11 protein-coding genes are annotated in these 13,548 nt (G+C 40.9%); 6 read left to right on the forward strand and 5 right to left on the reverse strand.

Annotation, left to right across the window (positions count from 1 at the left end; all coding sequences use genetic code 11):
- Positions 1-79: 79 nt before the first annotated feature.
- From BM386_RS21185 to BM386_RS21205, 5 genes are all read right to left on the reverse strand, one after another.
- Positions 80-1,327, reverse strand: a complete 1,248-nt coding sequence (locus BM386_RS21185; protein ID WP_091697854.1) for a murein hydrolase activator EnvC family protein — start codon at positions 1,325-1,327, stop codon at positions 80-82.
- Between the two features lie 5 nt (positions 1,328-1,332).
- Complete coding sequence (gene lolB1 / locus BM386_RS21190) at positions 1,333-2,073, reverse strand: lipoprotein insertase outer membrane protein LolB1 (protein ID WP_091697856.1); 741 nt, start codon at positions 2,071-2,073, stop codon at positions 1,333-1,335.
- Positions 2,066-3,793, reverse strand: coding sequence for a tetratricopeptide repeat protein (locus BM386_RS21195; protein WP_091697857.1), 1,728 nt, complete (start codon positions 3,791-3,793; stop codon positions 2,066-2,068). The genes lolB1 and BM386_RS21195 overlap by 8 nt, the downstream gene beginning before the upstream one ends.
- Before the next feature lie 158 nt (positions 3,794-3,951).
- The gene (locus BM386_RS21200) at positions 3,952-5,457 is read right to left on the reverse strand and encodes a polysaccharide biosynthesis C-terminal domain-containing protein (protein ID WP_091697859.1); all 1,506 of its coding nucleotides are present in this window, start codon (positions 5,455-5,457) and stop codon (positions 3,952-3,954) included.
- Positions 5,458-5,472: 15 nt separating this feature from the next.
- Positions 5,473-6,258, reverse strand: a complete 786-nt coding sequence (locus BM386_RS21205) for an enoyl-CoA hydratase/isomerase family protein (protein WP_091697861.1) — start codon at positions 6,256-6,258, stop codon at positions 5,473-5,475.
- Between the two features lie 211 nt (positions 6,259-6,469).
- Here BM386_RS21205 and BM386_RS21210 point away from each other — a divergent pair, with 211 nt between their 5' ends.
- The 6 genes from BM386_RS21210 (at position 6,470) to BM386_RS21235 (ending at position 13,541) form a co-directional block, all read left to right on the forward strand.
- The gene (locus BM386_RS21210) at positions 6,470-7,921 is read left to right on the forward strand and encodes an NADP-dependent isocitrate dehydrogenase (RefSeq protein ID WP_091697863.1); all 1,452 of its coding nucleotides are present in this window, start codon (positions 6,470-6,472) and stop codon (positions 7,919-7,921) included.
- Between the two features lie 295 nt (positions 7,922-8,216).
- Positions 8,217-9,506: a glycosyltransferase family 4 protein gene (locus BM386_RS21215; protein ID WP_091697864.1), complete on the forward strand. Its 1,290-nt coding sequence runs from the start codon at positions 8,217-8,219 to the stop codon at positions 9,504-9,506.
- The gene (locus BM386_RS21220; RefSeq protein ID WP_091697866.1) at positions 9,487-10,572 is read left to right on the forward strand and encodes a DegT/DnrJ/EryC1/StrS family aminotransferase; all 1,086 of its coding nucleotides are present in this window, start codon (positions 9,487-9,489) and stop codon (positions 10,570-10,572) included. Before BM386_RS21215 ends, BM386_RS21220 begins: the two co-directional genes overlap by 20 nt.
- A gap of 8 nt (positions 10,573-10,580) precedes the next feature.
- Positions 10,581-11,720, forward strand: a complete 1,140-nt coding sequence (locus BM386_RS21225; protein ID WP_091697867.1) for a DUF819 family protein — start codon at positions 10,581-10,583, stop codon at positions 11,718-11,720.
- A 136-nt stretch (positions 11,721-11,856) separates the two neighbouring features.
- Positions 11,857-12,423, forward strand: a complete 567-nt coding sequence (locus tag BM386_RS21230) for an RNA polymerase sigma factor (protein ID WP_170857147.1) — start codon at positions 11,857-11,859, stop codon at positions 12,421-12,423.
- Between the two features lie 107 nt (positions 12,424-12,530).
- The gene (locus tag BM386_RS21235) at positions 12,531-13,541 is read left to right on the forward strand and encodes a FecR family protein (protein ID WP_091697870.1); all 1,011 of its coding nucleotides are present in this window, start codon (positions 12,531-12,533) and stop codon (positions 13,539-13,541) included.
- Positions 13,542-13,548: the final 7 nt, after the last annotated feature.

Consider the following 13,548-nt stretch of genomic DNA (forward strand, 5'->3'; position numbering starts at 1 on the left):
AAGATAGAATTGTGATCCGCTTACACAAAGTTCAGCGGGAAAGCAGTCCATCTTTTTTATGAATATACGCAATTAAGTGCTACTTGGATGTAAGCCATGCAGAAGGATTCATCACAGTCAGACCTTTCCAAGTCTGAAAATGCACTTCCGCTTCGCCATCGGCTCCTGTAGCGACCTGACCAATTACGTCTTTTGCACTTACAGTTTGACCCGATTTTACAGAAATGGTTTTCAGCTTGCTATACATGGTATAATACTCACCATGTTTGATGATTACCGTACCCCCAAAGCCAGGCATAGTGGTGATCTTAGTGACGGTACCGTCAAATACAGCCCTTATATTTGAGTTAGGCTGTGTACGGATGTCTATCCCATCACTTTCCATGGTTATTCCTTTTAAGGTAGGGTGAGGGTAAGTCCCATAGCCTTGGGATACAAATCCGGTTTCTACCGGCCATGGTAGCCGACCTTGATTCCCTGCAAATGATTTTGATAAGGCTGCTACTTCAGGTGTCATCGGCATACTGCTACCAGAGGATTTGGTCGCGGTACTATTTTCTTTCTTTGCCGCTGCTTCTGCACGTCTGATTTCATCTTCGATTACCTGCTTGATCATCTTATTCAGCTGATCTTGTTGTTTTTTGGTAGCAGTAATCTGTTTTTTAATTTCTTTTTCCTTACTGGTAAGGGTATTGACAAGGCCCTGTTGTTCACGCTTCATTTTGTCCAGAGCTGCACGTTCTTTTTGCTCTTCAGCAAGGACTTTCTCTTTTTCCGCTTTTTTATCGTCAAGTAATGCACGCTGATCTATAAGCTCAAGACTCAACTTTTCGATTTGTGCGGCTTGCTGCTTGCGGCTATCTGTATATTGTTTCAAATACATTAGCCTGGAGTAAAGCTGGTTAAAATTGGCAGAGCTGAATACGAATGAGACGATAGAAAGACCTCGGTTCAGTTTAGATGCATTGTAGATCATTCGGCCATATTCGGCTTTCAGTTCTTTGAGCTGTACTTCCAAACTTTCTATTTTATCCTCAGTTTCTTGAATCTCCTGATTGATCAATTTTACCTCCCTGTCCAGGGTGTTGACCAATCTGGTTTGTGTTTGAAATTGACGGGTTACGGCATTTAGCTCACCGATGGAGTTTTTCTTTGTGGCAGTCGTTTGCTTTAAGATTTTGTCAAATTCAAGCAATCTAGCCTGTACTTCTGCTTTCTGTTTCTCTAGTTCTTCACGCGTTTTTTTTGTCTGCGCAGCTAGATCACCAGTTGAAAAAACTATTAATCCAATCAGAATGCTAAATGGAACTAGAACTTTGCGAAACATGCAATTCAAAATTTGAAGGGAAAGCTAAGTGGATCGGAGTAGGGGTCAACTGAGGTCCATTCCACATTGATAATGGTGTTTTGTCCCCCTTCTGGTAATTGATAAGCAAGTTTGTAGAGAACTTCAAATGGAAAAGGCTTAGCGTCAATCTCCTGAAAAGTGGCATAACTGGCCAGAAGAGATCCACGGTCATCCAAGGAGTTGCTGACTAATTCTGATACCTTTCTATAGTTTACGTCCACCTTAGAAAAGTACCGGACTTTGTCCCGCACTTGGGTAAGTTCAAAAGATTTTCCTACTCTTACCAATCTGTCTTTGTAATCTACTTCGTGAGGGGGATTTGCAAAAAGCACGTTTTGGAATATGTCTAAGGATAATTTCAACCCATAGACAGCTTCAAATTCCTTAAAAGTGAGATTTACATCTTCCTTGCCGATTCTGTCTTTAATTTGAATTTTTTCTTGCGTGATTAGGCCTCTTACAGCTTCCATTCCCATGCCTGGAGAAATGATAAACCACAAAACTGAGTCTTTTTTTGCACGAAGATTTAAACTTCCTCGGGTTATTTTGCCGGATTCCTCTTCGATTACCACTTTGGCTTTGGCACTCATGTAATTGTAGTCTGTATAAACGGGAGAAAAATCTTCCATTTTGCCATCTGCCTGATAGACTATCGTCTTTTTGGAGCAGGAGAAAAGTAGGCTTAAGCCGATAAGGAGCACAAATCCTGCAAAAAGTCTATTCATGGTATTTTCCTTCTTTTATTTTCTGTGAAAGTTTATCTGAAGCTTCAGGACTTCCTTCCGCTTTTTTCCAATAACTCAATGCTTCATTCTTTTGGCCAAGATGGAACAAAATATCGCCATAATGCTCCAACATCACAGCACTCGGCTCTGTTTCATGTTTCAAGGCTAGATCCATGTACTTCTTTGCACCTTCATAATCTTCCAACTGAAAAAGAACCCATGCGTGTGTATCAAGGAAAGTGCCATTATCAGGAAAACGCTTAATAACTTTATCAGACATGGACTTTGCCTTCTCAAGATTCTTCTTCTCCAACGAAAGGAAGTACGAATAATTATTTAGGACTTGCTCATCATTGGGGTTGATTTCCAGGGCTTTGTCAAAATTCCGGAAAGCTTCTTCTTTTTCACCTAAGTTATAAAGCGAATTCCCAAGCGAGCCAAAAGCCACTTGGTCCAGCTGAGGATTTTTATTTGCGTTGAGCTCGATAGCTTTATTCAGAGAAACTACGGCTTCTTCGTCCTGCTTTTGGGCGGATTTTACCACGCCGTCATAGAACCAGAATTCTGGATTTTCGGGAAATTCATCTACACCTAAAACAGTAAATTTTTCCAATTCCTCGAAATCAGCATCCTCGCCGAAAGATCCCAAAATCACTTGCTCAAGCATTTTTGGGTTTTTAGGATTAAGCAAAAGTGATTTTTTAAAATATTCGATCGCTTCATTGTTCTTCTGTTCCAATATCCTTCTCTGGCCTAATGCGGCATAGATTTCAGCATTTTCAGGAGTGGAGCTAGCAATTAGCGACTCCAAGCTATCTAGGAGTAATTCCCTTTCGGGAGTTTTGATTTCTGTTAAAATACTGCCATACGCCTTGGACTTGACCTCCGCGTCAAGGTCTGGGCTGGCAAAGGCTGAATATAAGTAACGATTGGACTCCTCGATGTTACCCTTTTCCTTCAGCAGGGTATGTGCCGCCATTTGCAGTTCTGGCTGATTCGGGTATTTGTTGATTTCTTCAAAAACCAATGCCAATGCCTGATCTACTCTATTGTTGTTGTACAATATTTCCACCAGATTCATGACATAGGTAGGATTTCCGGGTCTAGCTTCGACAAGTTTCTCACCTTCTTCGATTGCTTTAGCAAGGTTGTTTTTACTCAGGTAGATTCGCTGCTTTTGGATGGTGATAGGTTCCATTATACCATAAAATGCTTCCGCACGATCCAATACAATTAGCGCTTTATCCAGCTCTTTTTCATTCAGATAAATTGACGCGAGATCTAGATTGTATTGTTGATTGTTTTCTCCGTCTGCTGTCAGTTTTTCAAGAATTTCTGCTGCTTTGAGTGGTTGCTGAAGATTTGTATAAATCTCCGCTAGCATCAAGGAGTAGTATTTGTTTTCCCCGTCCAGTTCAGCAGCTTTCATGGCATAAGGCATAGCTTTTTCAGCCTGATTTGCTTTCACCAAAATCTCAGCGATTTTATAATGAATCGCAGGTTCGTCAGGAGAGAATTCCATGGCTTTTTGGAAATAGAAAAATGCTTTCTCCAGATCATCAAGCACCAGGTTTTTCTCGCCTTCGATGAAATATCGGGTGCCTTGAGATTCGCTTAATAAAGCTTTGCGCTCTTTCTTGGATAGCCTCTCCTGGGAAAAACATGACGTTAAGCCTACGGAGACAAGGAGAAATATAAGTAGTGTTCTTTTGAAATTCACGGGAAATCGGGACTGCAGCTTGAATTCACAAACATAATGCCTTTTATGCAATTAGACTTTGTTTGTAATTATAATGAGATGAGTGAAAGCTTTATAAACCTTCGAGTTTCTAACGATTATTGATCTAAAAATGATCCCGGGTTTACTAAAAATAAACACTAGTATTTTTTACTTTTTGGGAAATAGGCCATGATTTGCTCTTTCTCCAGAAAGAAAATAAGTCCTATATAAATCAAAATCAGACTGTTTCTTAAAAAGAAATCAAGAACTGGTATTCCAATATTTAAATAAAAACCCAAGTAACTTAATGAGAAGGAGAATAATAAATAAAATATCCCTTTTCCAGTCTGATAAGGAATGGGGTAATATTTTTGGCCGTAAAGGTAGCAAAGTAAGCACATCACAAAATAACAGGATATCGTGCTGAGGGCGCCGCCCAAATAGCCCCAAATGGGAACGAAAACGAATATGATGGCAATAGTAAGAATTGCTCCAACTAAGGTGATCCAAAAACTGTATTTAGTCTGATCGGTGATTTTAAACCATATCGAAAGATTGAAATAGATGCCGAGCAGCATATAACCCATCAGAAGGGTTGGTACTATGAAAAGCCCTTCTTCATACCCTGATTGTCTTAAAAATAGAGGTCCCATCCATTCAAGGTTTACCGAAATCGCAATCATTAATACGGTACAAAACAGGATGAAAACATGCATCACTTTGGCATAAAGCAAAGGAGAGTTTTTGTCCTGTGCTTGTTTGAAGAAAAATGGCTCTGCGGCATACTTAAAAGCCTGAATCACCAAATTCATCATAATTGCAAGCTTGAAATTGGCTCCGAAAACTCCACCTGCTTCGCGTGCCGAAAGTCCTGCATAGAAATTTGGAGGCAAGACATATTCGAAGAGGAATCTGGAAAACAACTCGTTTGTAACTCCTGCTAAACCCATAAATAAGAGTGGAATAGAATAAGTCCACATGGGTTTGATAATAGTGCCTTCCAGTTTGAATTGGAAAAAGCCTGCTTTCCACCATACAAAAGGAATAATCAATCCATTTGCTAAGAGATTTGAAAGTAAAATATATTCTACTCCCCAATCTGATCTATAGCCAAGAAATCCTTCTGAAATGATGCCATTCGCAATTAAATAGGGGAATCCAACGATCAGCAGGAGGTTAAAGAAGATGTTCAGGAAGATGTTGAATATTTTCGTTCCTGCAAAAATCAGCGCTTTGTTTTCCAGCCTTAGTTTGGCAAAGGGAATTGCTAAAATGGCGTCAAATGAAAGGATTAAAGCAGTCCATCTGAATAAGTAAGCTTGGCCAGGATATTCCAGCCAATCGGCTAGCAATGGTGCCATCAAATATAGCCCGGTGCCTAGAAGCAGCGTGCTCGTGACAAGCAAGGACTGGGTAGAGTTATATACTTTATTGGCGTCAAGGTTTTTGCCCGTAGCGAATCGAAAAAATGTGGTCTCCATTCCGTAAGTGAAGACGATATTCATAAAGCCTATCAGCGCATAGATACTTGTGAACGAGCCCATAGCCTCTTTTGTGAGGTATTCGGTGTACACAATAATCATTAAAAAATTAATCGATCGACCGAGAATGCTGCTCAGTCCATAAACTGCGGTTTGTCCGGCTAGTTTTTTGAAATTACTCATTCAGTGTAAAGGAGCTTATTCTCCTTTGAAATGCGGCTGTCTTTTTTCCAGAAATGCGGATGTTCCTTCTTTGTAATCACCTGATTTCACACATCTGGCAAAACTGTTTGCTTCAGTTTGGAAACCATTTTCATCAGGCACAAAAGCAGAGTTCACACAGTCTATGATCATGCCGATTGCCAGTGGAGCTTTGCTTAGGATTTTGGCAATGATTTCCTCGGCCTTTGCCAATGCTTCCTCTTTGGTAGGAAGTACATGATTTACTAATCCTAAATTTTTTGCTTCTTCAGCACCGATCATGTCCCCGGTCATCATGAGTTCGTTTGCTTTTCCTCTGCCGATTAAAATCGTGAGACGCTGAGTGCCACCATAACCTGGGATGATTCCGAGGTTTACTTCAGGCTGACCGAATTTTGCATTTGCAGTGGCAATTCTCATATGACAAGCCATAGCCAATTCGCAACCTCCACCTAGTGTATAACCGTTTGTAACAGCAATGACCGGCTTATGGCAATTCTCAATCATGCTGAAAATCTCTTGGCCATTTTCTGCAAATTTGCGTGCGTTGACCTCATTTAGCGAAGCAATCTCGCTGATATCGGCACCGGCTACAAAAGCCTTTTCACCGGAACCTGTGATAATCACCGCTTTGATTTCCTTGGTGTCCGATACATCTTCAAAAATCTCCTTAAGTTCCTCCAAAGTCTCAAAATTCAGAGCGTTCATTTTGTCTTCTCTATTGATGGTCAAATGGAGAACACCATTCTTCACATCAGTTAGGATATTTTTGAAATCAGCCATAGTTCGTAGATGAGTATAAAACAAATATACAAGCAGGGTATTCAATCCCAAACCTATACTTGGAAAATGAAGTACCTAAAGTAAATGATAATTACCCCTTTTGTAATTAAAGCAGAGATATTGTGGATTTTGTCCTAGGTCAAAAACCTGCTTCCACATTTTTATTTACTTTTGTTCAAAATCAAATTTTAACTAAAACCGCTATATTAATATGTCTTCCAAAAGAAAAATTACAGTTGCCTATGGTGACGGGATCGGTCCCGAAATCATGACGGCTACCTTGGCGATCCTTGAAGCCGCAGGGGCTCAACTTGAATACGATGTTATCGAAATCGGAGAGCAAGTTTACCTGAAGGGAATCAGTTCCGGAATGGAACCGAATGCTTTCGAATCGCTGAGAGAAACCAAAATTTTCTTGAAGGCACCGATCACCACCCCTCAGGGAGGTGGTTTTAAGTCGCTGAATGTGACCACACGAACTTCATTCGGTTTGTATGCAAACGTGAGACCTTGCAAAGCTTTTTCACCATTTATCCAGACGCATTTTCCTGAAACTGATCTAGTAATCATTCGTGAGAATGAGGAGGATTTGTACGCAGGAATCGAGCACAGACAGACTCAGGAGGTTTTCCAGTCTTTGAAATTGATCTCTAAGCCAGGATCTGAGAAAATTATCCGATATGCATTTGAGTATGCTAAAAAGTATGGTCGCAAGAAAGTGACTTGTATGACTAAGGATAACATCATGAAGCTTGCTGATGGTCTTTTCCACAAGACTTTTGATGAGATCGCTAAAGAATATCCAGATATTCAAAATGATCACAAAATCATCGATATCGGTACAGCTTTGATCGCAGATAGACCAGAGACTTTCGATGTGATCGTGACCCTAAACCTTTACGGAGATATTATTTCTGACGTAGCTGCACAGGTAACAGGTTCTGTGGGACTTGGTGGTTCTGCGAATGTAGGCGAAGAAGTAGCGATGTTTGAAGCAATTCACGGATCTGCTCCAGATATCACTGGAATGGGTATTGCAAACCCATCTGGCCTGCTGAATGGCGCGATTATGATGTTGGTTCACATTGGTCAGCCTGAGATTGCAGAGAAAATCTCAAATGCCTGGATGAAGACCTTGGAGGATGGAATCCATACAGGTGATATCTATCAGGAAGGTCTTTCTACCAAGAAAGTTGGAACTGAAGAGTTTGCAAATGCTGTGATTGAGCGATTGGGTCAACTTCCTTCTTCGATGGTTCCGGCAGAATTTGATAAGGACACCACTCCAATGAATGTGTTTGTATCTCCGGTGACGAAAGCTAAAAAAGAGCTAATCGGCGTGGATGTGTTTGTAGATTGGGATGAGCCAGGAAGAGATCCTCAGGTATTAGGAGAGAAGCTTCGTCAGGCAAATGCTGATGGACTTCAGTTGACGCTGATCACTAATAGAGGTATAAAAGTATTCCCTGATGGAATGCGTGAGTCTTTCTGCACGGATCACTGGAGATGTAGATTCCAGAATGCAGAGCAAGGAACAATTACTCATGCTCAGGTGCGTGAATTGTTGAAGCAAGTAGAAGAGCTTGGGTTTGACTTTATCAAAACTGAGAACTTATATTCCTTCGACGGAGTAAGAGGTTACTCTCTTGCACAAGGAGAATAAAGGAATTTGAAATTTCTAATCTCAAATTTGAAATTATTAGGGAGTGGGGTGACCTGCTCCCTTATTTTTGTAGTGCAGTGGAAGCGGAGTTTGGTTCTCAAGACTTGGACTCAAAAAAATGAAGTCTTCAGACTTCTATCGATCAAATAATAAGAAGCAGTCTGAAGACTGCATTGAAATAGACTCAAGTCGGAAGACTCCAATCATTGACAGAACACCGCGACTTAATGTTTTTTCTCATATTTGATTTTATGGCCGGCTACTTGGTACTTTAGACTTAGGACATGATATACTTATGAAGAAACGAGTTTTAATCATCACCTATTATTGGCCACCAAGTGGAGGGTCCGGCGTGCAGCGTTGGCTGAAATTTGCTAAATATTTGCCTGAAGCAGGTTGGGAACCTGTGATTTTTACACCGGAGAATCCTGATTTTGACCTGAAGGATGAATCGCTGGAAAAGGAAATCTCCAAAGATCTGGAGGTAATGAAATTCCCGATCTGGGAACCTTATCAACTTTTGGATAGAATTCGTGGGAAAAAAGAATCGCATCCAGGAAGAGTCCTGGAGCAAAAGGAGCAGAGTTTTATAGAAAAAGCAGCCATCTGGTTAAGAGCAAACCTGATGGTTCCAGATCCCCGTGTTTTTTGGGTGAAACCTTCGGTGAAATTCCTGACAGATTTGATAGAGAAAGGTCAATTTCAAGCTATCATCACAACTGGTCCGCCTCATTCCATGCATTTGATCGGAAGAGATTTGAAACGAAAAACTGGGATATTCTGGCTTGCTGATTTCCGGGATCCTTGGTCTCAGTGGGAGTTTCTGGACAAGCTTCCCATGCAAAACCAAGTTCGAAATAAGCATAAGAAATTAGAGAGAGAGGTCCTGAGTGAGGCAAATGTTGTGACAACAATTTCACCCACTTTCCAGCATGATTTGGAGCAATTGGCAAGTCGTAAAATCAACTTGATCACTAATGGTTTTGATGATACAGATATACCACAAGAATTTTCTGTGGGAGAGAAAAAAGCCGGGAGTTTACATCTCGTCTATACTGGAATAATAGACTCAATCAGAAACCCGATGCCTCTGCTCAAAGCCATGAAGGAGGAGTTTTCTAAGGAGACTGGAGAAGTGAAATTTACCTTTGTGGGAAGAGTTAGTGATCAAGTTCGAGATGAAATAGGCTCAGACTCCTGGCTTTCCGCTCATGTGATTTTTGCAGGATATGTTTCCCATCAGGAAGTTTTTGGATTTTATGAGAAAGCAGATGCTTTGGCCTTGATCCTTACTAATACTAAAAATGCAAAGGGAAATATCCCGGGAAAGCTTTTTGAATACATGGCGACTACTTTGCCAATTTTAGCATTAGGCGATCCTGAAGGGGATTCTGCAAAGATTTTAAAAGAATCTGAGGCTGGAGAGGTTTTTACGCATTCAGATCATGTCGCTATTCAAGTCAGTCTGAGGAAGTTGTTTGAGCGCAGCGGGAAAGCTGAGCCAGCAACAGGGATTGATCAGTATTCCCGAAGAAATCTAAGTTTGCAATTAGCGAAATTATTGGATGAAGATTCCGTTTCTTGATCTTAAAAGAATAGATGAGGAGCTGAAAAATGCTTTGAAATCAAAGTTTTCTGAAATGCTGGAAAAAGGTGTTTTTTCTGGAGGAGAGGAAGTGGAGCTTTTAGAATCTCACATTTCAAATTATCTCAAATCATCCTTTTCAATTGCCTGCGCAAACGGAACCGATGCACTAGAATTGGCTTTACGAGCATTAGAAATTGGGCAGGTCGATGAAGTGATTGTTCCTGCGATGACCTGGGTTTCCACTGCCGAAGTTGTGGCCCTAGTAGGAGCAACCCCTGTTTTTTGGGATACAGATGAAGATGGTTTGCTAGCTTCTGATTGGCAAAAAGCCATTTCACCAAAGACTAAAGCTGTGATTCCTGTTCACCTGTATGGGAAGATGGTGGATATGGAAAGGTTGATGACTCAAGCTAAAATGCATAACCTTTTTGTCATTGAAGACGGAGCTCAATCGGTTGGGTCTTTTCAGGGCGGAAAAGCTGCCGGAACTTTTGGAGATGTGGGTTGCATGAGCTTTTATCCAACCAAAAATTTGGGGGCTTTAGGTGAAGCTGGAATGTGTTTAACCAATAATGAAGACTTGAACGATCGAATAAAAATGCTGCTCAATCACGGTCAGGAGGTACGCGATAAACACGTAATGGTTGGGAGAAACAGTCGGATTGATTCTATTCAAGCTGGGTTTTTAAATATTTTCCTGGAAAGATTTGATTCGTTCCAAGCTACTCGAAAGAAGTATGCAAAAATGTATTTGGAAGGACTTTCAGATAGTAAAGGATTGCAACTCCCATCAGGTATTTTGGAAGAGAATCACAATTCCCATCTTTTTGTGGTTCAAACTAGTCGAAGAGATGATCTGAAGGATTTTCTTCTGGAAAAAGGAATCGGAACAGCAATCCATTATCCTTATATTTTGCCGGATATGAAGCCATTTCGAAGCGAGGGCGATTTTACTAATGCCAGAAACCTGAGCCAGCGAGGACTTTCTTTGCCCTTAAATCCTTGGATTAAGGAGGAGGAAATAGAATATGTAGTTAAGGCTATTCAGGACTTTTTCCCTTAAATTCCCCAATGACTTGGACTCAAGACCCATTTTATGTCAGTGGCATGCTTTGTATGTTCGTCTTACTTTGTGTTTGGTTGGCAAGGTTCAAAGGCTTTCAGACGATAGGTACACCGATTTTGGTGATCTTGGCAACTGCTATTGCGGCAAACCTAGGTGTCATTCCTACTGCGACAAATGGTAACCCAGTTTATACCGGTGTTTTTATGTACTTGGCTCCGATGGGGATTTTTATTGCATTGCTGGAGGTCAATCTCAAAAGCCTAAAAAAAGCAGGAGGACCTATCTTACTCATGTTTGGAATAGGGGGCCTTGGGACAATTGTCGGAGTTTTAGTTGCGTGGTTTATTGTTCAGCCTGCTTCTGAAATTGGCCCACTAGCTCATGCGGTGGCGGGAATGTACACTGGAACCTATATAGGAGGTAGTATTAATTTCAATGCTGTAGCATTGAGTTATCATGTAAACGAAAATGCTGATTTATTTGCAGCTACCACGGTGGTGGATAATTTGATAGGTACTCCATGGATTATTGCTACATTGATTTTGCCCAAGTATTTACAGCGTTTCTTTCCAAGAAAAAAACTACTGCCAGCAGCTAGTGAAGTTCAAAAAGTTAAGGCTGAAGAATCAATTAGCATTGCTGGCTTGGCAAGTATAATTGGCTTAGCGTTTTTGGCCATGGCAGCTTCAAAGTTGGTTTTCCAGTATTACCCTCAAATCCCAGAAATTCTCACACTCACCACCATTGCGTTGATTCTAGCCCAGTTTTCCTTCATAAAAAAGCTTTCCGGCAGTCATACCATAGGTTTTTTTCTAATTCTGCTTTTTCTGGCCACAATTGGGACTCTTTGTGACTTCAGTACGCTTTCAGGACTTGGTGATCTTGCAGGTACACTTATTCTATTTGTTTCCATACTTGTGCTGATTCACGGCCTAGTGATTTTCGGAGTTGGGGCACTTTTCAAAATCGATTGGGATGTCATTGCAGTGGCCTCTCAGGCAAATGTGGGAGGGAATACAACAGCACTTGCTTCGGCAGAGAGTTTGAACCGACCGGATTTGCTAATTCCCGGAGTTTTGGTTGGGAGCTTGGGGAATGCTCTAGGAACTTATGTCGGATTTTTTATTGCAGGAATGCTTGGGTGAGTGAATTGAGTAAGAGCATATTCTAAAACTTCTGGCCAAACTCTTGTTTTTTGATTTATGTCAAAATATTAACTACCTTAAATCTCGATTTTACTGAAATATAATTTCGAAAATGGGGGATGATGTAAATGTTTTGATGTCAAATAGCTCAAAAGGCACGAAAGATAAGCATGCGGATGATCGGGCTTTATGGTTGACCTTGTCCAATGGCAACAGCCTGGCTTTTTCCAGTCTTTATAACAGGTACGCTAATCCACTTTTTAATTACGGAATGCATATCTGTTACAATCGCGAGCTGGTCAAAGATTGTATCCAGGAACTTTTTGCCTGGCTATGGAAGAAAAGACATGAGCTATCCCCAGTGGATTCGGTCAAATATTATCTGTTTAAGTCTTTCAGAAATATCCTGATCAAGGCGATTAATCAAAGTAAAAAATTTACAGAAGAGCCTGATGAGCAACATTTTTTGACTCAAGAGCTGTCCAAGGAAGAGGAAATAATTGCCTTGGACAAGGAGAATTATCATAAAGAAAAAGTCACTAAAGCTTTGGGTAGAATATCCAAGAGGCAGCGTGAAATAGTGATTCTCCGCTTTTTCAACGAAATGAGCTATGCTGAAATTTCTTCCCTAATGGGAATCAGTACAGCTTCAGCTCATAATTTACTTTCTAAGGCTCTCCAAGCTATGAAAGTGATAATCTGAGATCATACTAAAAGGTCTCATTTCGTTCGATTAAAAAAAAAAATCAAAAATTATGATGAGGTTTTGACAGGCTCATACTCTTATAGGTATATACCAAATAAGAGCCTGTGAATTACCATCATCCCGATTATTCTGATTTTTCCATTGAGGATTACCTTGTAGATCCATTTTTTAAGGAGTGGGTACTCTATTCTACGCCCGAGCATGATGAGTTTTGGATGCGATGGATCAAAGCGCACCCGGAAAAGTCCGCCTTGCTAGAAGAAGCCAGAAGTTTGGTTCTGTCGTTGGAAAATTCCAAAGAAGAAATGTCTCCAGAGGAATTAAAGGATGTTTGGTCCTTAATTCAGGAAGATGTGAATATGCCTCCAAAATCTCTAGAGACCTACAGGTCAAAAAAATACCGTTGGGCCGTAGCAGCAGGGGTTTCCTCTGTTTTGGCAGTCGCGACTTTGGTGTATTTACTTTTGCTTCCAAAGGAAATTGAATTTGTGACCGGGTTTGGCGAAACCCTCGAAATCACGTTGCCAGACAGTTCTACGGTGAAATTAAATTCTAACTCCAAGCTTACTTACCTGGACAATTGGGAGGGGCAAACAGCCCGGGAGATCGAGATTGAGGGAGAGGCATTTTTTAATGTGGTACATAAAGTAGATCATCAACCCTTCAGAGTGCTAAGTTCCCAAAATGTGACGATTGAGGTGCTAGGAACCGAATTCAATGTATATAACCGGGCTGAGGAGACAGAAGTAATTCTCAACTCAGGTATGGTTACATTGAGCTTTCCTGTAAAGGAGAAGGAAGGCAAGATCGTCATGAATCCAGGTGATCTGGTGAAATTCAAAGACAATAAATTCAAGCGGGAAAGAGTGAATACTTCCCTTCACACCTCATGGAAAGACAATGTACTAAACCTCGAACAAACAAGTCTCGCCGAAATGGTGAAAATGGCTCGGGACAATTATGGAGTCACCATCGACGTCGAGAACAAAGAAGCACTGGAGCTTACCGCCTCCGGTTCCATGCCCTTGACTGACTCGGACTCATTTCTACGACAGATCGCTTTGATCTTCAATGTGGAACTCACTAAAGAAAATAATAAGTACCTGATTAAATAACCCAAAA

This window comes from Algoriphagus locisalis, assembly GCF_900116615.1.
GTDB classification, from domain to species: Bacteria; Bacteroidota; Bacteroidia; order Cytophagales; family Cyclobacteriaceae; genus Algoriphagus; species Algoriphagus locisalis.

Bases quoted from the DNA above. Each gene is read 5' to 3' on its own strand.
- BM386_RS21225 (WP_091697867.1), top strand. From the start codon at position 10,581: ATGACTTGGACTCAAGACCCATTTTATGTCAGTGGCATGCTTTGTATG.
- BM386_RS21185 (WP_091697854.1), bottom strand. From the start codon at position 1,327: ATGTTTCGCAAAGTTCTAGTTCCATTTAGCATTCTGATTGGATTAATA.
- BM386_RS21210 (WP_091697863.1), top strand. From the start codon at position 6,470: ATGTCTTCCAAAAGAAAAATTACAGTTGCCTATGGTGACGGGATCGGT.
- BM386_RS21230 (WP_170857147.1), top strand. From the start codon at position 11,857: ATGTCAAATAGCTCAAAAGGCACGAAAGATAAGCATGCGGATGATCGG.
- BM386_RS21205 (WP_091697861.1), bottom strand. From the start codon at position 6,258: ATGGCTGATTTCAAAAATATCCTAACTGATGTGAAGAATGGTGTTCTC.
- BM386_RS21200 (WP_091697859.1), bottom strand. From the start codon at position 5,457: ATGAGTAATTTCAAAAAACTAGCCGGACAAACCGCAGTTTATGGACTG.
- BM386_RS21215 (WP_091697864.1), top strand. From the start codon at position 8,217: ATGAAGAAACGAGTTTTAATCATCACCTATTATTGGCCACCAAGTGGA.
- lolB1 (WP_091697856.1), bottom strand. From the start codon at position 2,073: ATGAATAGACTTTTTGCAGGATTTGTGCTCCTTATCGGCTTAAGCCTA.
- BM386_RS21220 (WP_091697866.1), top strand. From the start codon at position 9,487: ATGAAGATTCCGTTTCTTGATCTTAAAAGAATAGATGAGGAGCTGAAA.